We start from the raw sequence: 20,810 nt of genomic DNA, 5'->3' as shown, positions 1-20,810 counted from the left end.
ATAAAAGTGGATGTGACCGCTTGCGGTCAACAAAACGGTCATGACCGTTTTGTTGGGACGGGCACGGACAAGCCAATTAGCAAAGAGAGGGCGGGGGCCATATCACTCTATGTACATATGTTAGACGGGAGAGGTGAGGAAAAATGGCCTATCCTTCTGACAGTCAATTCATCCCGTTTATGCTCGGGGGAAGTCCATTCGGAGACGTCCCGAACGATGAAAATCCCGGCTCTGTCGACTTGGTAGGAAACGCTACGTTTCCTGTTGCTTTTTCAGCGTATGATGGAACGTATCTCTACTTTCGGATGAGAGTCAATGAAGATCCAAGAAATTCGCAAAAAACAGGTTTCCAAAACTTTGGTTGGGGTTATCTGATCAATACAAACGGAGTGGCTGGCACCTATCAATGGATGTTAAGTGTGCAAGGCTTACGCAATCGTATTGCCCTGATTCAAAACACGGTCGTAGAATTCAACTCCTGGAACGATCCGGCAGAGGGCACAAACGGCAGTGGAGCACCAAACTGGCAAGCGCCGATTATCAATTTTGACACAGCTCGTGTGCGGCTGACGAATGACGGCTCTAATTTTAGCGGCAATCCTGACTACTTCATTGATCTCGTCATGCCGGCTGCTACCTTTTTTTCAACGATTGGTGTTACCTCTCTTACTTCCCTTCGTTTCCTTCCGTTTACTTCCACGAATGAAAATAACTACAACAAGGACTCTCTGCGAATCAGTGAAGGCTACACTTTTGAAAATTCCCAGAGTAATAACACCACGATATCTGCGGGAGATGTACGGGCGAAACTCGCGATCGACAAGCAGGTAACAGCAGGACCAGCCGTCGTTACCACAGGACAGCTGTCACAATGGACGGGATCGATCACTGTCACCAATACTGGGAAGAGCCAGGCAACGACTGTCGTTGTCAATGATTTGATCGAGCTGGATCAGGTAACAGCTTTTGCGGTAAATGCAACAAGCACCGGCTCTGTCAGTTACAATCCGCTCACCAAGGTGCTCAGCTGGACGATCGGCAATTTGGCCGCTGGTTCTACTGCCAGCTTGACATTTACGGTCGGTGGGGTTTTTGCGGTCTCTCCTGGTGGAACAAGGCGGTTAAATACAGCGACAGTCACTGGTGTAGACAGCTTTTCTGGCGGGACACTTTCTCCTGTTCAGGATCATATTGTCATCACGGTTAACTTGGCTGGAAGTGTTGCTGGCGTGGTGCTTGACCAGTCCACGAACTTGCCTGTAGCAGGTGCACAGGTCGAGTTGTATGATTCGATTCCTGTGCTAATCGGAACGACGACAACAGACACAGATGGTGCCTATTCGTTTACTGGATTGGCTCCTGGTCTGTATTCTGTGTCGGTGACCGCGCCGATTTATGAGCCCAAAATCCAATTCGTGAGCGTTTTGGCAGGGCAGACTACAAGAGCAGACATTTTGCTTCCTCCGAGTCCAGGTCAGGTGAATGGGACGATAACAGATACCGGACTGTCACCCATCTCAGGTGCAGTGGTAAAGCTCATTAATACGACAGGCGTGACGATAAACCAGACAGTGACAGGCGCAGGGGGAACCTATCAGTTTACCAATGTCGTGCCGGGTGCCTATACCCTTGCAGTCAGTGCGGATACATTCCAGCCAGCAACAGTCGCAATCAACGTCATTCGTGCCCAGTCTACTACACAAAATGTCGTGCTCCAGACGTCAGTTGCGCAGCTCTCCGGTTTGGTGACAGGTCCGGGTAGCATACCGATTCCCGGGGCATTGGTGGAAGTGCTGAACCAGGCAGGTATTACGCTGACGGAAACGACAACAGACGGTGCAGGCACGTATCTGCTGACCAAGCTCGCAGAAGGCGGTTACCAAATCCGTGTCAGTGCCGCAGGCTTTTCCACACAGTTAGCTGGAATCAGTCTGCAAGCGGGAGATGCCAAGGTACTTCATTTTGAATTGACTACAGCATTTGGAACAGTAAGCGGAACCATTTCTGATGCGCAAGCGGGCGAGGGAATCCCAAATGCGAGCATCAAGGTTGTCACTCGTTCGGGAATTGCTGTAGGTGAGACGTTAACCGATGCGAATGGAGACTACTCCTTGTCCTTGCTTGGCCCAGAAACTTATGTCCTGACGGTTACAGCAGAAGGGTATGCGGGTCAAACCGTAGGCGTCGAAATCAATGCGGGAGCTACTACAGCGGTTGACCTCCAGTTGGAAAAACAGGCAGGGATATTAAATGGGACTGTCACGGACACAGGCATGAATCCGCTAGCTGACGCCATCGTCGTTGTTTTGAAGGGAACTGTTCCTGTGGCACAGACCATTACCGACAGCGCTGGCACCTTTTCCTTCCCGCACTTGGCACCGGACACCTATACCGTAACAGCTACAGCTTCTGGCTATTCCACCGTTGTGTTGGGGGCAACAGTGCTGCCTCAGGAAATATCGTCCCTTGCTTTTGTCCTGCAAGCTTCTCCGGGATCAATCGCAGGACAGGTGGTAGACAGCGGCAATCAGCCGATTCAGGGTGCCACTGTCATCATTAGGGAAAATACGGCAGCAGGGGCTGTAATTGCTACTGTATTGACGGATGGGAACGGACAGTATGTGGTACCTGATTTGCTGCCGCAGGCGTACGTCGTCATCGTGTCTGCTCCGGACAAAACGACTGTATTCACAGGGGCAAGCGTCGCTTCCCTGACGACAACAACGGTGAATGTACAGCTTGCAGATTTGCCGGGGAGCATTTCGGGTTCGATCCTCGATGCTACGTCCGGTCTACCGATATCTGGTGCTTCGGTAGAGGTTAGCGTGTTGAACCAAGCGGGGGCAGTCGTGGCCCATGCGAGCAGCGATCTAGCTGGCAATTACGAGATCACAGGGCTGGCACCCGGGGTTTATACCGTTACGGTACGTGCAACGAATTACGAAGCGAGCAGTGCTACCGCCACTGTGCTGGCGAATACAAATACGCCAGTCTCCTTTTCTCTTTTTGCAAGTCCGGGTGATATTCAGGGACAGGTACTTGCTGCAGGGACGTTGCAGCCGATTGCTGGTGCCCAAATTAATGCGCTTGACTCCAACGGCTCTGTGGTGAATTCAGTATACAGTGATAGTCAAGGAAGCTTTGTCATCACGGGCTTGGCTGCGGGACAATACGTCATCGCTGCCTCAGCAAGTGGCTTTCAGTCCAATCATGTCGGGGCCATTGTGCTCGCGAATACAACTACTCCTCTCCAGCTTCAGCTCAATCAGGATTTCGGTTTTATTAGCGGTACAGTAGCACCTGTCGTACCGGGAACCACTATTCAATTGTTTGATATCAATAACCTGTTGATCGGTACTGTCGTCGCAGATGGGAATGGGGCGTTTTCATTTTCAGGAGTCGCACCAGGCTCTTATGTCCTTGCAGCTACCACTCCCGGCTATGCTGTTCAATCTTTTGGGGCGATCGTACAGCCTGGGCAGACGGCCAATGTTTCCTTTACGCTTACCCCGAATCCGGCCAGTATTTCCGGAACCGTGCGAGACACGGGTTTGCAGCCGATTGTCAATGCCGTTGTCCGTATTCTGGATTTGAATGAGACGACAATAGGCTTTGGCTATACGGATTCAAACGGGTCCTATACAATTGCCAACCTGCCTGCGGGCTCATTTGTCGTGGTGGCAAGTGCCCCTGAATATGTTATAGGTTCGGTTGGTGCTACACTTGGACCCGGTGAAAATAAAACCGGAGTAGACTTTACTCTTGGGGCGAATGCAGGCGGGATTAGTGGACAGGTGACGGACGCGACAAATCCCGCGATATTCATTTCAGGGGCAGTTGTCCTGGTTCGTTCCATAAGTGACGGAAATGTAGTGGCTACAGCTAGTACCGACCAGACGGGCAGCTATTTGATTGAACATCTGTTGCCGGGTGCTTATACCGTCACGGTAAGCGCACCTAGCTATGCTAATCAATCAGTAGGGGCCAATGTAGTCGGTGGAGAAACGACGGGGGCTAGCGTGGCGCTCTTTTCTTTGCCTGGTTCCATTGTGGGAAGTGTCATAAACAGCTTGGGTGTACCTGTTACGGGAAGCGAAATCAACGTCAAGCTGATGGATAGCAATCAGGCCGTCATACAGAGCTTACTGGCGAATGAATCGGGCGTGTTTTTCTTTGCGGGTGTCGCTCCCGGCGTTTACACCGTTATCGCGTCAGCGCCTGGCTATGCCGTAGGAAGCATCGGTGTGATCGTGGCGGCCAATACCGCAACTTCAGCGACCGTTACGTTACCTGACTTGCCTGCGGCTATCTCGGGTGTAGTGACCAATCAGATGACGGGATTCGGGATTCCGGGAAGCACAGTGCTCATTACGGATGACCATGGTGTTGTGCTTGCTCAATTATTGACAGACGAGCAAGGCAATTTTTTGGCAGAGAAGCTTCCACCGGGTGTCGTAAATGTAACCGTTTCTGCCCCGAATTTAGTATCCGTCTCGCAAGCTGTTATTTTGCAAGGGGGCATTACTACCAACTTTCAGCAGGCATTGACTCCCAATCCCGGCAGTTTATCCGGCGTTGTGACTGATCTGGAGACGGGCTTGCCGATTACTGGCGCAACGGTAACCGTATACGACAACACCCGTGCAGCGGTAGGATCTGTCCTGACAGGTGCTGCAGGGAACTATTCGTTTGACAGGCTGGCTCCCGGAGGGTATACCGTCAATGTAAATGCATCTGGGTATGCAAGCGATGTAGCGGGTGCACAAATTCAAGCCGGGGCGATGTCCACCTTAAGCTTTGCACTACAAGGGTTGCCCGGTGCGATTGTAGGTACAGTGCGAGAGCAAGGTACGGCTTTGCCGATTGACGGCGCGGTCATTACGGTTAGGCAGGGAAGTCCATCTGGAACGATCATTGCCATTGTTCAGGCTGATGAGCAAGGACAATATATGGTAAGCGGACTTCCCCCGGGGAGTTATACACTGATCGCTACTGCCTCAGGACATGCAGCTGAGGCCTCGACCATTATGGTCGGATTGGGAGCGACTACAGGTCTCGATTTTTCCTTGCCGAGTCTTCCTGCGAGCGTCACGGGAGAAATTACGGATGCCCTTCTCAACACACCCTTGCCGAACACGCTCGTCCGCTTGTTAGGCAACAATAATACGATTCTCTTTTCTACTCAAACAGACGCTCAGGGGATATACTTCATCGATGGATTTGCGGCAGGAAACTACACCATTTTGGCAAGAAACGATAACTATCAGAGAGAAAACGTATCCTTTGATGTAGCGCCAGGGGGAATCGCTACTGTCAATATTCCGCTGAATCCAAACCCAGGCATTTTGCAGGGGACCGTCAGAGATGAGTTTGATGGGACACCTCTGGTAGGAGCGGAGGTTCTGATCTTTTTCCCGGGAACAAACAACCTGCTGTCTCGGGCGATTACAGACGGTCTCGGCCAGTTTACAATCGACGGCTTGGCACCTTTAACCTATACGCTGGCGATCAGTGCTCTCAACTATGCTACCCAGCCAGTTGGCGCGACAATTTTTTCTGGTCAGACGACGGTCATCGATGTGGGTCTTCCCCCGTTTCCAGCTACGGTCGCAGGTCAGGTTCAGTCTGAGGGTGGCGGTGTTGTTTCCAACGCGTTGATACAGGTGAAGGATTCACACGGAACATTGTTCGGCAGTGCGATTACGGATGACCTCGGCAATTTCTCTGTCGGTAACCTGCCGCCTGGAACGTATGTGATAAGCGCAAGTGAAGACAGCTATGCAGCGGCAACCAGTAACATAACCGTGACTGCTGGACAGACACTTAACGGAGTCATTCTCACGATGGCTCCTCTTCCAGGCAATATCTTCGGACAGGTGACCAATCAGTTGACAGGACTCCCGATCACAGGAGCGGCCGTTGCGATTCAGCTGTTTGCCAATGGCTTGTTTGTTGCCAACACCGTAACCAATCAGAGCGGGCAATTCCAGGTGAATAGCTTGACGGCTGGAGAGTACAATGTCATTGCAAGCGCAGAGGGTTTCGGTACGCATTACATTACCGTTTCGGTCGCAAGCGGGCAGACGACGGTTACGACTGTCGAGCTATTGCCATTCGTCGGAACGATATCCGGGATTGTCCTCTTGCCAAACGGAATCCAAGCCACCGGAAACAATATTCAATTGTCCCTATTCAACTCAGACCAGATTCGTCTGCAAAATATCCTGGCCGAGCCGGATGGAACATTTCATTTTGTCGATGTGGCTCCGGGGACTTATACCGTTATCGGGACCATCCCGGGCATTGGTACCGGTCAGGCAGAAGCAGTCGTTTTGCCGAACCAAACAACCTTTATCATCATTCGCATTTCTCAAACGGGTACGATACAAGGAACCGTTCGATCCGGTTTGACAGGTTTGCCGGTTGCTGGGGCAACCGTGTATGTGCAAAAGGTGAATCAGCCAAACATAATCACTGTCATCGCCCACACAGACAGCTTCGGCAGGTACAAGGTGACTGATCTTGCTCCTGGCACCTACTTGGTTGTAGCCAATGCGATGGGGATTGGAGAAGCGAGAGGGACAGTGACCCTAGGCACAGGGGAAATCGTGACGCTCGATCTGGTTTTGCTTCCGGCAGCAATGAGCGGATCTTTTCGGGTCGCAATATGTCCGACCATTTTGTTTACCCCATTTTGATGTTTTGGAGAATTGCTCCACTAAAAATAATAAAGATGGCGGATAACTCCTTTTTTGATATAATAGCTGTAGAAATACAGCTTTTTTGTTTTGGATGAAAACAGCTGTGAAAATCCTGACTTTTATTCAAGGGGGAGCGAGCCATATGGCAAAACAGCAAGAGGAGCTGTCCCATCCATTGACAGCTACCATCACGAAGACAAATACGCTTTTACATATTCAGAGTCTCCTTCCCTCCTTTACGAAATCGGAGCAAAAGGTTGCCCATATTGTCTTGCAGCAGACAGACAGCGTGATTTATTCATCGGTGATTGACCTTGCCGAAAAGGCGGGAGTGGGTGAGACGACCGTTTTGCGATTTTGCAGGAAAATAGGGTTCCATGGCTATCAGGAATTCAAGCTGGCATTGGCACAGGAAATGGTCAATCCAGTCAAAAACTTGCATGGCGAAGTAGGAGAAGACGATTCGCTGGACATCATTACGCACAAAGTAACAGCCGCCAATCAACAGGCGATTGGGGATACTTCGGCTTTGTTTCAGATCGAACAGCTGGAGCGCTGTGTAGACCTTTTGCAAAAAGCAAGCACAATCCATTTTTACGGGGTAGGTACGTCAGCGGTAACAGCCCAGGATGCCAAGTACACGTTTTTGCGGATCGGGCTTCGAGTGGACGCTTTTAATGAATCGCATCTGCAAGCGATGGCTGCAGCGACTCTGGGACCGGGGGATGTCGCGATCGGTTTGTCTGTATCAGGCAGTACGAAAGACACCATCGATTCATTGAAAGTCGCCAAGCAGGCAGGCGCAACTTGCATTTGCCTGACGCACTATCGACGCTCACCGATTACGAATGTAGCGGACATTACGCTTCTGACAGCAGCGCAAGAAGGGCCGTTGCAGGGAGGCTCGCTCGCAGCCAAAATTGCACAGCTGCATGTACTGGATGTCATTAGTACGACAATCACGATGCGCAACAAGGAAAAGGCCCTTTTATATAAAGAGAGAACAGCGAAGGCTGTCCTAGAGAGAAAATATTAAGAGGTATCTTATATTGAATAGGAGTGGTTGGAAATGAAGCTCGTGATCGTGAAAGATTACACGGAGCTCAGCAGAAAAGCTGCTGAAATGCTCGTAAGCGAAGTAAAAGCAAATCCGAAGACCGTCTTTGGTCTCGCAACCGGAGGCACGCCAGTAGGGATGTACCGTGAGCTGATCAAGCTGTCGCAGGCAGAGAGCATCGATTTTTCGCAAGCGAGCAGCTTTAATCTGGATGAATACGTCGGTCTTTCCTCGACTCATCCGCAAAGCTATCGCGCGTATATGCAAGAAAACTTGTTCAATCACATCAATATGCCTGCGGAGAAGACACATGTGCCAGTTGGCAATACGACAAATCATTTGGCAGAGTGTGCACGCTACGAGGAAGCGATTCGGTTGGCAGGCGGGATCGACATCCAGGTGTTGGGGATCGGCAATAACGGCCATATTGGCTTCAACGAGCCAGGATCTCCTGCCGACTCAGTGACACGCGTGGTCCAGCTCACTGACAGCACCATCGAAGCAAACGCCCGCTATTTTGATAGTGTGGACCAGGTTCCGACTCAGGCAGTTTCCATGGGAATCAAGACGATTCTTGGCGCGAAAAAAGTCGTGCTTCTCGCAAGTGGAGAGGCAAAAGCAGAAGCAGTGCGATTGATGCTGGAGGAAGAGCCTACGGCAGATGTACCAGCTTCCTTATTGCAATCGCATCCGGATGTAACAGTTATTGTGGATCAGGGAGCAGCGAGCAAGCTGACAACCTCTGTGCTGGCAGGAACGAAACCAAGCGGCAGTTAATGCACCGCTTGGTTTTCATTTTTCTTGTTCACCAATCTGTTCCGAATACGCACTTGTTCCTTATGCTATACTGGGAATGTTGCAAGAAGGTCACCAGATTTTTCAAAGGAGCTGATTTAGAATGAGCGCAAACGAAGCGTTGCTTACATTAGAAGGTTGGTATACGTATCATAATTTCCGCACCATCAATTGGGAAAAGTGGAAAGCAGCGTCCGCAGCAGAACGCCAAGAAGCGTTGGACGAGCTGAATGCATTGATCCGCACATGGGAAGCGAATGAGGGCGAGAACCAAGGAAGCACGGCTGTCTACTCCATCCTCGGACACAAAGCAGACCTCGTGTTCATGTTCCTGCGTCCAACCATGCAAGAACTCGATGAGATCAAAACAGCGTTCAACAAAACTCGCTTTGCTGCCTATACAGAAGCTCCTTATTCGTATGTATCCGTAGTAGAGCTGAGCAACTATGTACATAATCCAGGTGAAGATCCAAAAGCGAATCCGCACGTGCGTGACCGCCTCTATCCGATCTTGCCAAAATGGGAGCACATTTGCTTCTATCCAATGAACAAAAAGCGTGATCTGCAAGACAACTGGTACATGCTCTCCATGCAGGAGCGCCAAGAAATGATGCGCTCCCACGGCTTGATCGGCCGATCCTACGCTGGCCGCGTGAAGCAAATCATCGGTGGCTCTGTTGGTTTCGACGATTGGGAGTGGGGCGTTACCCTCTTTGCCAACGATCCGTTGGAATTCAAGCATATCGTTTACGAAATGCGCTTTGATGAAGTAAGCGCACGCTTCGGTGAATTCGGCAACTTCCTCGTAGGAAACGTATTGAACGTAGAAACACTGGCGAAAAAGCTGGAAGTATAAGCAATGCCCCCAAAAGATCTGCTTTGCGAGAAAATCGCATCGGCAGATCTTTTTTTGGACTACATATCCTCTCTTTAATGGTAAAATAAGGTGATATTTTGATAATAGAGAGGAGAGGTTGATCCGTGTTGAGACGTACAACGTCGTGGGGGCTCTCACTCGGCGTGTCATCCACTATTCTGGTGACGACTGTATTCGCTACAGCAAGTGTCGAGGGTCTTGTCCCAGTCGTACATGCAGCCGAGAAAACGCTGTCGCAGGAAGAGGCAATTAAACAAGCCCAGAAGTGGGTGACAATTCCGGAAGACTACAAGCTGAGAGGTGCCAGAATCACAGAGCCGGACGAGGAATACAATGTTACAGGTCGAACATATTGGAATATCTCTTGGGAAAAAGGCAAGGCTGGACGCATTAATGTGACGATTGACGCTGTTTCTGGTGCATTATCCCGATATTCTAACCGTTTGGAGGACGATCAACCAGGAAGCACTAAAAACAAGCTTACGGAAGAGCAGGCAATAGAAGTAGCGACGAAGTTTCTGGAAAAAGTGACAACCGAAGAGGAGCGGGGGCGTTTATCCAAGCCCAATGAATATGCGGACCAGAACGGTTACTATTTCAGAAATCAGGGAGAATTTGTAAATTTTACTCGCATGGTGGGCGAAATCCCGTTTTTGGGAAATGGTATTCAAATAATCGTGGACAGGAATGGGGACGTCGTCAACTTTAACCGGGAGTGGTATGACGGCAAGCTCCCGGAAGCTACGAAAGTGATTGAGACAGCCGAAGCAGAGAAAAAATGGGAGGAGAAAGCAAGCCCGTCCCTTATGTACAAGGATATGGCAGGGATGACGAATAGATATCAGCAGGCACCTGGCTCCTACGAGCTGGTCTACGAGTTCCAGGATGAGGACCCGCAACTGGTCGATGCTACGACTGGAGAAGTCATTAATTTATTTGGAAAAGTAGCAAGTGAGAAAAAAATCAAGCCGTTGGGGAATATGATATCCTCAGAAACGTCAGAAAAGCGGTTGATTACAAAAGAAGAGGCACAAAAAATTGCGGAACAATATGTGAAAAGACTGCCTGGCAACTATCGTTTTGACGGCAGCAGCGGAGGGGGTTCGAGCTCAGGACCAGGTGGAATCTCTGAACGCCATTGGAGTTTTGATTTCTCCCCTCAAAATGGAGGAGGCAAAAAGTCAGAGCAAGTAGAAGTGGATATTAACGATCGGGGAGAATTGGTCGGTTATCAAGTGAATCCAAACGGTCGATTTGAAGAAACTCCCAAAAAGATGGTCATCACTTGGGAACAGGCCGAAGAAAGTGCTACGAAACTTGTAAACACTCTCTTGTCCGACCAGCTGGGAGAAATTTATCAGATAGAACAGGAGCCTTCGAAGGAAACTCTCCAAAGTTATGCGGATAATGGCGAACCATATGAAATTCAATTTGGCATGCTGATCAATGGTATTCCGGTCGAGGATGAAACATTTCGAGTCGAGGTCAATCCGGAGACGGGGATGGCTGAGTCATTGAGCCAAAGGTCACGCTCGGAAGTGAAGCTGCTTTCCAAGCCAACTAACAAGCAAATCGAACGGCAAAGTGCGAAAGAAGTAATCAAGAAGCAGCAGAAGCTTCAGCTTGCCTACCTCCAGCCTGTGCCAGAGTGGATACCGATAAAGCCGTCTGAACCGATTCTCGTCTATCGTTATGTTGGAGATAATGGGGTTGTGAAAGCAGATACCGGAGAATGGTACAGCTTTGTTGAGGCACAAAAAAAGCAATCCCCGACTGATATCGATGAGCATCCGCAACAGGCAGTGCTTGATTTTGCGGTCCGTAAGGGATGGATGACGGTCGCAGACGGCCAGTTAGGACCCGAAAAAGAGGTTACTCGTGGGGAAATGGCCATGATGATGGCGCAGATGGCAGATGAGGGCGAATTCCGATATCTGCGTCCTTACTTCGACAGCGATGAAGAACGGCTTATTCATAACTTTGCTGACGTACCTTCTTCCCATCCAAACTACGCTGCCATTCAAAGAAACGTAGAATACAAATTGATTCCAAAAACAGGAAATAACTTTGAGCCAGATCGGTTGATTACACGCGCCGAAGTAGCGGATATGGTGGCAAGACTGCTCGGTTATGGTGACCTCCTGGAAAAGCCCGAACTATTCAAGTCGCCATATCAGGACGTGCAAAGCAAGCATGTTCCTGCTGTTACCCTCATCTCAGCAAATGGCTTGCTCAAGGGAAAATCAGCAACGAATTTTGATCCGGATGCAACAGTTACGCGTGCACAAGCCGCTGAACTGCTGAAATTGATTTACGACCAGCAGCAAGAGCGGAATTGATTTGCAAGATCGTGAAAAAGCTTGACGTTTAATCAACATCCCAAAAGATCTGTTGTGAGATTTCGCATCGGCGGATCTTTTTTTTTTGGTCTATTTTCTCTCATAAATGGTAAAATGAGGTTGTTTGTAGATGGAGAGGAGAGGTTATTCGTGTTGAGACGTACTATATCGAGGGGACTTTCACTCGGTGTGACATTTTCCATTTTGATGACAACTGTGTTCGCTACAGCAGGGGCCGGAAGTTTGGCACCAGTCATACATGCAGACGAGAAGGCACTTTCGGAGGAAGAGGCAATTGCGCTTGCCAAGAAGCAATTGACGATTCTGGGTGAGTACAAGCTGGCAAGAGTCGAATTTGTCGACGGTATTGAAATGCTATGGGGAAAACCCATATGGTCTAGCAGTTGGAATAAAGAAAATAGTGGGAGTATTGAATTGCGAATAGATGCATTATCAGGGGGAATTTTGAAATATGAACGTCGTGGGGAAGAGCGGGACTTGGACGCAATTCAAAAAAAGCTTCCGGAAGATCAGGCGATCCAAGTGGCAACCGAATTTCTTAAGCAAGTAACGACGGAAGAAGAACGGAGCCGTTTATCCAAGCCGAATGAATATCCTGATCCATATGTTAACTATAACTCTACTAGCAAAGGAACCATTATAAACTTTACCCGTATCGAAAACGAGATTCCTTTTCTGGAAAATGGGTTTCGATTCAGAGTGGGCAGCAATGGGGAAGTGATCAGGTTTGAGCGACATTGGACAGAGGAGGAACTTCCAGATACTTCGAAAGTTATAGATATAAAGAAAGCTGAAAAGAAATGGGATAAAGAGGCGATTCTGTCATCCATGTACAAGGATACTGCTGAAATAGACCAGCCTGTTTATGATTTCAAGAGTGAAGACCCGCAAATTGTCAATGCCATTACAGGGGAAATGCTTGATTCGTACGGACAGACTGTCAATGAAAAGAAGATAAGGCTGTTAGGGAAAACCGTTCCTCCTTCTACCACTGAACAAAAGATCATTACACAAGACGAAGCGTTAAAAATAGCAGAGCAACAGATTAAAAAGCTACCTAGTACTTACCGATGGAATGGTAGAAGCTATGAGTCACGCTCAGTACTTGATAGAAAGAACTGGAATTTTGAGTTTGTTTCGCAACCAAGGGATGGAAGTGAGTCAGATACTGTAAAAATAGGGATTAACAACCGTGGTTATTTCGTCGAATTCAGTATGAATGAAAAAAGCAGGTTCTTAGAAGAGAAAAAGAAAATAGAAAAGAGTATTACTTGGGCACAAGCACAAGAAAGTGCAGAAAAGTTCTTACAAACATTCTACCCTGATCAGTTAGGAATAATTTATGCGGTCGATTACGTTCCGAATGAGAAAAGGATCAAAGAAATCTTGGAAAATGGTGAACCGTATCATATCCAATTTGGCTATATGATCAAAGGCATACCAGAAGAGGATACCATCTTTCACGTCGATATCAACCCTGCGACCGGGGAAGTATGGCAAATGTATAACAACGGACTTCAGGAATATTTACTACCACGTCCCTCTCAAAAAAATATTGGTATCGATCTGAATACGGCGAAAAAAGTCATGAAAGAGAACAAGAAGCTCATGCTCACCTACTTTCAGCCAAAAGTTGATGGAATTTATGGAAGAAAGAAAATGCTTGAACAACCACTCCTCGTCTATCGTTATGTGGGAGAAAAAGGGCTCGTCAAAGCAGATGGCAAGTGGCACAGTTATGCAGAGAAGCACAAACAGGAATAGATGCTTTGAAAATTTACGAACTCTTTCCTTTGGTTCCCCGATACTTTTTGTTAAAGTAAACAGGAAAGCATTTTTGACAGCGGAGGGGAACAAGACTGGGCTTTCTCAAGTTTAAAATTGGTTATCGCACATTAAAAACAGCCATCGGAACGGCTATCTCGATTCTGATCGCCCAGCAACTGGGCTTGATGTATGCTTCTTCGGCTGGGATCATTACGATCTTGTGTATTCAGGTGACGGTCAAGCAATCGTTTCGAACAGCGTGGAATCGGATTCTGGCCAGCTTGTTGGGGCTGGGAATCGGTGTCTGCCTGTTTTCCCTCATGGGCTATACGCCGATTGCCATTCTCCTTTTCATTTTGCTTTTCTTGCCGCTGGCGGTGCGTTTTGGCATTCAGGAAGGCTTCGTCAACAGCATGGTTGTGCTCATGCACCTGTATTCTTCAAAGAGAATCGACGGAATGCTATTGCTGAATGAGGTCGCTTTGCTCGTTATCGGTGTGGGCGTAGCCCTACTGGTCAATCTGTACATGCCGAGTCTCGATAAAGAGCTAAAAGGGATGCAAGTAAAGGTGGAGAAGCTGTTCAGCAAAATCTTGCGGGAGTTCTGCTATTACTTGCGTCACGGAGAAAGTGATTGGGACGGGAAAGAATTAATTGAAACAACAGGTGTCTTGGAAACGGCGATTCGTTTAGCTTCGCGAGATGTTGACAATCGATTGGGCCGCCGAAACGATTCGTACTATGAGTATTTTGTCATGCGGCAAAAGCAGTTCGAGCTATTGGAACGCATGATGCCGATTGTCTCTTCCTTGGATCATCAGGTGACAGAGAGCCATCGGATCGCAGATTTTCTTGCGCGAATCAGCGACTCGGTACATCCGGGCAATACTGCCTACCGCTTTATCGACCAACTGCGTGTGATGCAAGAGGAGATCAAGGCAGCAGAGTTGCCGCGAACGCGAGAGGAATTTGAGACGCGTGCCTCGCTGTTTTATCTCCTTCGAGAAATTGAGAGTTATTTGTTCATCAAGCATGAGCTAGGCAAGAACAGGGACGAAAAGGCACAGGTGGCAAAGAGTTAGACAAAACAGTACGTAACAATGAAAGAGTTGTAGAATACGAAGGAAGGCTGCGAATACTTTTCGCAGTCTTTTTTTGTTTTTCGGTAAAAATCCCGTGAACTTTTCATTAAAATCAAAAAAATACACCGTTGTCCTAGTACGTTTTTCAGCTTACTTGTATACCGTGTACAAGCGGCGAAAAAAAATCAAAAGAATAGGATTAAGGAGATGAGAGTGACCAAATGAAATTAATTGTGAATGAACAAGAGTTGAAAGAGTATTTTCGAGGGCTGCGGAGTCTCGTCTGGGGTAAGGAGCAAACAGACGAAGGACTCGGAAATGACAAGGAAGAAGCCATTCGTAGTTCGCTACGCAAAGAACTGTACGCAGAAGAATTCGCCGCATTTCTGCAAGAAAACCACAGTGATTTGCATAGTGATTCTTTTCGCAAAGTACTGCTGCGCTATTTGCATGAAACCGTTGAGCTGGGAACAGATGCAGGGAGTGTCACAGGGGTCCTGAATGAGGTTGGCTGGGACTATGCTGAAATCATAGAGCCAAGCGGTACACGTGTGCTGATTCGTTTTGCGCAAATTAATTATGTTCATGAGGTGTAAGGAGGAGAAGACAAATGAACTATGTACAGAAATTGAGAACGTTTATAGGTGATAGTGTACAAGTCGTAACCGGGTTGAATGTGATTACCGGTGAGTTGCTCGGCGTGACCAATTCGACATTAACCTTGCTTGCAGCAAGTGAGCCAGGCTATGGCGGTGGCGAAACAGTGGTATTTCAACTCGACCGCATCACGTATGTGCGCGTTCTCTAATGATAGGGCGGCAAGGGAGAAGGGGCCTAGTGCCCCTATCCATTCTAATTCCTGCCATGCATGGGACAGCTCATCTGCCAAAGCTGATTGCCGTATGCAAACAGCTTGCACCTCTGGAGATCATTGTGATTTCGAAAGGGGCCTTGGAACTTGGCTCCGGTATTCGCGTCGTTCTTGCAGAGGGTGTTGAGAATCTGTTCTCATGGCGGACAGAGGCTGCCAAGCATGCAAGAGGGAATGTCCTGCTTTTTCTCGGCGAAGAGCAAATCGAATCGTTGTCTGGATTGCAGCGCTTCTTGTTTCCGATTTTATATGGAAATGCACAGGTCGTTTTGCCCCAGCAGGATATGCGACACAGGAGGATGACAAAACCAAGTCCTATCCACAGTTTTTCCCTGCTGGTAAATAACCTCTTCGGTCGCTCTGACCTGCGTGAAGCTTCCTTGCTGAACACACCTCACGCGATGACCAGAGAGGCACTTTCCAAAATCGGAGTGGAACAGTTGGCACAGCCTGCTCAAGCGCACAAGCGGGCGGTCGAGAGCGGTCTGTCCATTACCACGCAAGCTATTGGAACGGGAACGGAAGAACGGATGTTTTTGCCACAGCTTCATGGTTCGTTGCTCAAAGAGCTCTCTTTGTATGAAAAGCTGGTGATTGCCGAACAGCTTGATCTCGTCTCGCGTCTTCCTTTTCGCGGCGGGCTGTCCGATGGAGGCAGGCGAAGAGATATAGCAGAGAATGTGAGCGGTAAAAACAGTGGTATGCCTGTTACGCAGGTAGGGAAATGGCCTTTGCGACAAACAACTCTTTACAGCGGCAAAACGGTATCCGTGATCATTCCAGCCCTCAACGAGGCAGCGACGATCCAGCAAGTGATCCGTGAAGTTCTTCGGCTGGAGCCAGTTGAAATTATCGTGGTCGTCAATGGCTCGAGTGATCAAACAGCGCAGCTTGCCCGTGAATGCGGCGCGACGACCGTAGAGTTCCCATATGCATTAGGCGTAGACACAGGACGGGCAATTGGGGCAAGCCTGTCGAAAGGCGACATCCTGCTGTTTGTCGATGCAGATGTTGTCATGACCGCGCATGATCTGTACCCATTTGTTCTCGCGTGCGAGTGCGGCGTGGATGTTGCCCTGAATGATGTTGCTGTATTTTTGAATCAGCCTTTCGCAGACAACGTTTTTGTGGCTTGTCGCCAAGCTCTCAACTTGTCGTTGAATCGTAAGGATTTGGGGATCGGGTCTATGGTGACCGTCCCCTTTGCCTTACGCAGGGAAGCGGTTGCTCCGCTCGGGTGGCCCATATTGCTCTGCCCGCCAAAAGCGCAAGCAGCATACGCACAGGCAGGTGTAAGGATGGAATTGGTTCATCAAGTGAACAGCTTCACCTCCAACCGATTCCGACCTGAAAAACACTTCGCCAGCTCCGGAATGCCCCCTGCCGTCGAGCAGATTGCGGGTGACCATGTGGAAGCCTTGCAGTTTCTGGCGAAAGGAAGGTAGCGGGGATGCCATATGAAAACAAAAAGGCTGGAAGGAGGAATTGAAATTGGCAAGAGAGCGAATAGAAGGTCTGGTAAGTGTCGTCATTACCAATTTCAACAGGGCTGCTTATATACGTGAATGCTTGGACAGCATCCTCCAGCAAACCTATGAAAATTGGGAGATTATCCTGATCGATGATGCATCGACAGATCATTCCGTAGAAGTGGCCAGAGAGTGGCTTGAAGAGAGTAAAAGGTTTTTTCCAGGGGAGAATCAGGTGCTGATTCATGAGCTCCCTCGCAATATTGGCTTTGCGGGTGCCATCAACGTCGGGCATTACCTGAGCAGAGGCGAGTTCATCGCGATTCAGGACTCGGATGATTTCTCCCATATCCTGCGTCTTTCGCGGCAGGTTGAATACTTGAAAAATCATCCCCAGATCGATTTGGTCGGTACGAATTACTATGCGTTTTCATCCGATAATCCGGAAAAAAAGCAGCTCGCTGGATGGATCAAGTACGACGATGACATTCGCAAAGTATACGGAAACGGGGGACACTGCGTCTGTCATGGAACCTGCATGTTTCGAGGACGATTGTTTGACCAGATTGGTGGCCCGACACGCCGGATTGAGGGTGCGGAAGACTACGAATTTATCGCCAAAGCTTTGAATGCGAGAGCAGGCGTGAACAATATAGCAGAAGCATTGTATTATTACCGTACCCACGCTGAGCAGCGTTCGGCCCACTATTATCGGAAGAAGGGAGGGTAAAAAGTTGACTAGCAGTAATGATCGGATATTGATGGTGCTGGACAGTTTGAGGACAGGCGGAACGGAGACGCATGTTCTTAGCATGGGTAAAGCATTGAGGAAAAAAGGCGTCCAACTGTTTTATGCAGGTGGGAATGGCCCCCTCTATCAAGAATTTGTTGATGCAGGCTTTTTGGTTGAACCGATAGAATCCGCACGTGAACCGCTCTCGGCACGCAGACAGCATCTGATCGAGTGTTACCGTGCATGTATGAAGAAGCATCGTATTACCATCGTCCATGTGCATCAGACTCCTTCAGGCTTTCTTGCCGCTACGGCAGCCAATGAGCTCGGCATTCCTGTCGTGTTCACCTTGCATGGAACGTACTACCCAAAGGATGAGGCGATAAAAGTAGCCCAGCTCTGCTCCGCAGTGATCAGTGTGAGCAAACCTGTCCAACTATTCTGGCAAAAACGAGGGGTAAAAAGCACACTCATTTCCAATGGGGTTGATGTGGAAGAGTTCCAGTCTGGCTTTGCAAGTAGGGCTGATGTACCGTCATTGCCGCCTGACGCTATGGTGGTTACGTACGTGAGCCGGCTGGCTTGGCAAAAAGCATCGGTGTGCAACATGGTATTGCGAGCAACCAAAACGCTGCGGAGTGACATCCCCAACCTGCATATCGTGGTGGTGGGGTCGGGTGCCCAGGCCATTCATGTTCATGAGCTGGCAAAAGCGCTGAATAAAGCCGCAGGGAAGCCCTATATTCACATTGTGGGGGAGCAAACCGATGTCCGGCCGTATTACGAAATCAGTGATTTGGTGATCGGAACAGGCAGGGTCGCACTCGAAGCGATGGCGTGCGGAAAGCCTGTGCTTGCAATCGGGAATCATGGCTACGTCGGTTTGGTCGAACCTTCCTCTTACGATTTGGCTTGGGACTGTTACTTCGGTGACCACTCCTCTGTGCAGAAGCCGTCTCCTCCGTTGATCGACAGTGCTTTGCGTCAAGCATGCCGCGACCGGAGTCAATTGAAGGAAATAGGAGGTCAAGGAAGAACGTGGGTCCAAAACCATTTTCATATCACGCAAAAATGTGCCTCCTTGCTCACTATTTATGCACAAATAAAGAGTGGAGGGGGGACGACAAGTATGAAAAAAATATTGTACGTTGGCTGGCTAGGCTTCAACAATTTGGGTGACGAGCTGATGTGGCATGCCTTTTACAATTTGTCATGCAAATACCTCGACCCTACACAATACAAGGTAATACCTTCTCTGCCCGGGGTTGATCTGAAGGATTTAAGTGCGTACGATACCGTCGTTTTGGGGGGAGGATCGCTTCTCATTCCGGGGTATGTGGATGTAGCTTATCGTGCTGTTGAACAGAAAAAAAATCTATGGGTCTGGGGAAGCGGATTTGACTCGCAAGATCAAGTCAATCTGGATTCTTCCGGCAGGTTGACGAACAAGCTGATAACTGGCCAAGATAAAATGAGCCACATGCTGCAAAAAATCGCCGAGCACGCCACGTTTTTTGGTGTACGCGGACCAATTACACTTCAATACCTTCAGCAAGCGGGAGTGGGAGAAAGGGCAGCGATTAGCGGAGACCCGGGGATGCTGCTTCTCCCAGCATCATTGCCAACAGTGGTAGACAAAAGCAAGCGATTCACGATTGGCATCAACTGGGGTACGTCCTATAACCGGATTTATGGGAAAAACGAGCTCGCAGTAGAGGATGCGCTGGCGCATGCAGCCAAGAGGCTGATCGAGGCAGGCTACGATATCCACTTGCTTACCATGTGGGGACCGGATCGGGAAGCCATTAAAAGACTGTACAAAAAAATCGACGATCCAGCGCATACGATCCTGGATCTGGAGCTGCACGATCATACGCGAATGCTGCAGCTGATGAAAGGCTTTCAGGCGACGATCAATTTTAAGCTGCATGCCAATGTGCTGAGTGCTGCTGCCGGTGTTCCCTTCGTTTGTTTGGCGTATCGCATCAAGGGCATCGACTTTGCTTATTCACTGGATTTGCCGGAGCTCCTCGTCCCAACAGATGAGCCACAATTAGGCGAACGAATTGTTTCTTGCACGTGGGAGGCAATCGCGCGCAGGGAGCAGATCGCAGCAAAATTAGCGGCGAGTCAGAAAAAAATGATCGAGAATTTGGAGCTGCCATTCATCCAAGACTTGCTGTAAGGCCATTTGTACAATGAAAAAGAAGAAAACGAGGGGACCTGCGGATTCGCTACAGGTCCCCTCATTCGTGTTGTGGCGAAAATCAGTACTCACCGTGCTCCCGCAGGCTGGCTACGGGAACGCTCATCTCCTGATCAGGCTGGTCGAGCGGGTAAATCCTCGCCATGTCGTTGTCATCATCGATGTGCTGGATGTATACGGGTATTCCGTCGCAGGTGACGTTCGCCATCACGGGCGAAGCTGCGATTTCTTTCGCGCGCTGTTTATTCACGTTGACTCCTCCTGTCATTCGTAACAGCTATAATATGTACGTCAGTCCAGCATGGTATACTTTTAACGCCTGTTGACATTCCCTAAAATATGTAATAAATTGAAGAGGAAATTACTACGAAATCGTACTAAAAGGAGTCAGCGGTATGCAGCAACTATATGACCTCTTTCTGAAAACCGGTTTGCGTCCGTTCGCCTTTATGTCCGATACGATGCAGCTTGAAGAAAAACTGACTCGCTCTGATTTGTCGACACTCCTCATATTGCTGTTCCGTGGAGATTTAACCATGTCAGAGCTGGCGCAAGAGATGGGGGCGCCGCTTAGTTCAATGACCAGCATCGCAAAACGGCTTGAACGCAAAGGATACATCGCGAGGGCGACCTCTGTAGAGGATCAACGGGTGAAGCTCGTCACTCTGACACAACCAGGCAAACAGCTCGCAAAAGAATCCGAGCAAATGATGCTAACGATGCTGGGCAGGCTTCAGGAGGCGTTTACTCCGGAAGAAATGGAGCAATTCACCACCCTTTTACTCAAAGCTGCCAAGGTATTTCAGGAAGGAGGACCTGTCAAGCCTCGTGAATCAAAGGTTCGTTCCATCAAGATCAACATTGAGGAATAGTCCGTTCGAGCCTGCTTCTT

At 49.0% G+C, this 20,810-nt stretch carries 14 protein-coding genes; 13 read left to right on the top strand and 1 reads right to left on the bottom strand.

Annotated features, from left to right (window positions below; genetic code table 11):
• The first annotated feature begins 143 nt into the window (after positions 1-143).
• The 12 genes from FB479_RS18525 to FB479_RS18470 all read left to right on the top strand — a co-directional run bounded on the left by FB479_RS18525 (position 144) and on the right by FB479_RS18470 (position 19,897).
• A complete protein-coding gene (locus FB479_RS18525) occupies positions 144-6,698 on the top strand; it encodes a carboxypeptidase regulatory-like domain-containing protein (protein ID WP_142066273.1) in 6,555 nt (2,184 codons plus the stop codon).
• 145 nt (positions 6,699-6,843) lie between these two features.
• Positions 6,844-7,737, top strand: coding sequence for a MurR/RpiR family transcriptional regulator (locus tag FB479_RS18520; RefSeq protein WP_106655509.1), 894 nt, complete (start codon positions 6,844-6,846; stop codon positions 7,735-7,737).
• Positions 7,738-7,770: 33 nt separating this feature from the next.
• Positions 7,771-8,535, top strand: a complete 765-nt coding sequence (gene nagB, locus FB479_RS18515; RefSeq protein ID WP_142066272.1) for a glucosamine-6-phosphate deaminase — start codon at positions 7,771-7,773, stop codon at positions 8,533-8,535.
• Positions 8,536-8,656: 121 nt separating this feature from the next.
• Positions 8,657-9,409: a hydrogen peroxide-dependent heme synthase gene (gene hemQ, locus FB479_RS18510; RefSeq protein WP_007715842.1), complete on the top strand. Its 753-nt coding sequence runs from the start codon at positions 8,657-8,659 to the stop codon at positions 9,407-9,409.
• A gap of 125 nt (positions 9,410-9,534) precedes the next feature.
• Positions 9,535-11,769 (top strand): YcdB/YcdC domain-containing protein, encoded by a 2,235-nt coding sequence (locus FB479_RS18505; RefSeq protein WP_142066271.1) that lies wholly within the window; start codon positions 9,535-9,537, stop codon positions 11,767-11,769.
• Between the two features lie 21 nt (positions 11,770-11,790).
• Positions 11,791-13,554: a YcdB/YcdC domain-containing protein gene (locus FB479_RS18500; protein ID WP_255438448.1), complete on the top strand. Its 1,764-nt coding sequence runs from the start codon at positions 11,791-11,793 to the stop codon at positions 13,552-13,554.
• 95 nt (positions 13,555-13,649) lie between these two features.
• Positions 13,650-14,639, top strand: a complete 990-nt coding sequence (locus FB479_RS18495) for an aromatic acid exporter family protein (RefSeq protein ID WP_106655512.1) — start codon at positions 13,650-13,652, stop codon at positions 14,637-14,639.
• A gap of 221 nt (positions 14,640-14,860) precedes the next feature.
• Entirely contained in the window at positions 14,861-15,235 is a 375-nt protein-coding gene (locus tag FB479_RS18490; protein WP_142066270.1) for a DUF2642 domain-containing protein, read from the top strand.
• Positions 15,236-15,249: 14 nt separating this feature from the next.
• The gene (locus tag FB479_RS18485) at positions 15,250-15,447 is read left to right on the top strand and encodes a hypothetical protein (RefSeq protein WP_106655514.1); all 198 of its coding nucleotides are present in this window, start codon (positions 15,250-15,252) and stop codon (positions 15,445-15,447) included.
• Positions 15,448-15,476: 29 nt separating this feature from the next.
• Positions 15,477-16,955: a glycosyltransferase gene (locus FB479_RS18480; protein ID WP_255438447.1), complete on the top strand. Its 1,479-nt coding sequence runs from the start codon at positions 15,477-15,479 to the stop codon at positions 16,953-16,955.
• A gap of 46 nt (positions 16,956-17,001) precedes the next feature.
• A complete protein-coding gene (locus FB479_RS18475) occupies positions 17,002-17,709 on the top strand; it encodes a glycosyltransferase family 2 protein (protein WP_142066269.1) in 708 nt (235 codons plus the stop codon).
• Between the two features lie 4 nt (positions 17,710-17,713).
• A complete protein-coding gene (locus FB479_RS18470) occupies positions 17,714-19,897 on the top strand; it encodes a glycosyltransferase (RefSeq protein ID WP_142066268.1) in 2,184 nt (727 codons plus the stop codon).
• A gap of 82 nt (positions 19,898-19,979) precedes the next feature.
• On the opposite strand, the gene FB479_RS18465 is transcribed toward FB479_RS18470, so the two are convergent.
• Positions 19,980-20,168, bottom strand: a complete 189-nt coding sequence (locus FB479_RS18465) for a small acid-soluble spore protein H (RefSeq protein WP_047071337.1) — start codon at positions 20,166-20,168, stop codon at positions 19,980-19,982.
• Between the two features lie 145 nt (positions 20,169-20,313).
• On the opposite strand from FB479_RS18465, the gene FB479_RS18460 reads away from it, so the two are divergent.
• On the top strand, positions 20,314-20,790 hold the full coding sequence (locus tag FB479_RS18460; RefSeq protein WP_106655518.1) for a MarR family winged helix-turn-helix transcriptional regulator: 477 nt from the start codon (positions 20,314-20,316) through the stop codon (positions 20,788-20,790).
• Positions 20,791-20,810: the final 20 nt, after the last annotated feature.

Origin of the sequence: Brevibacillus sp. AG162, from assembly GCF_006715575.1 — a bacterium.
GTDB classification, from domain to species: Bacteria; Bacillota; Bacilli; order Brevibacillales; family Brevibacillaceae; genus Brevibacillus; species Brevibacillus brevis.
The sequence above is the reverse complement of the archived record's forward strand: the minus strand, read 5'-3'. Positions and strand labels throughout refer to the sequence as shown.

Coding starts and splice junctions, on each gene's coding strand:
- FB479_RS18525 (WP_142066273.1), top strand. CDS start 144: ATGGCCTATCCTTCTGACAGTCAATTCATCCCGTTTATGCTCGGGGGA.
- FB479_RS18520 (WP_106655509.1), top strand. CDS start 6,844: ATGGCAAAACAGCAAGAGGAGCTGTCCCATCCATTGACAGCTACCATC.
- nagB (WP_142066272.1), top strand. CDS start 7,771: ATGAAGCTCGTGATCGTGAAAGATTACACGGAGCTCAGCAGAAAAGCT.
- hemQ (WP_007715842.1), top strand. CDS start 8,657: ATGAGCGCAAACGAAGCGTTGCTTACATTAGAAGGTTGGTATACGTAT.
- FB479_RS18490 (WP_142066270.1), top strand. CDS start 14,861: ATGAAATTAATTGTGAATGAACAAGAGTTGAAAGAGTATTTTCGAGGG.
- FB479_RS18485 (WP_106655514.1), top strand. CDS start 15,250: ATGAACTATGTACAGAAATTGAGAACGTTTATAGGTGATAGTGTACAA.
- FB479_RS18460 (WP_106655518.1), top strand. CDS start 20,314: ATGCAGCAACTATATGACCTCTTTCTGAAAACCGGTTTGCGTCCGTTC.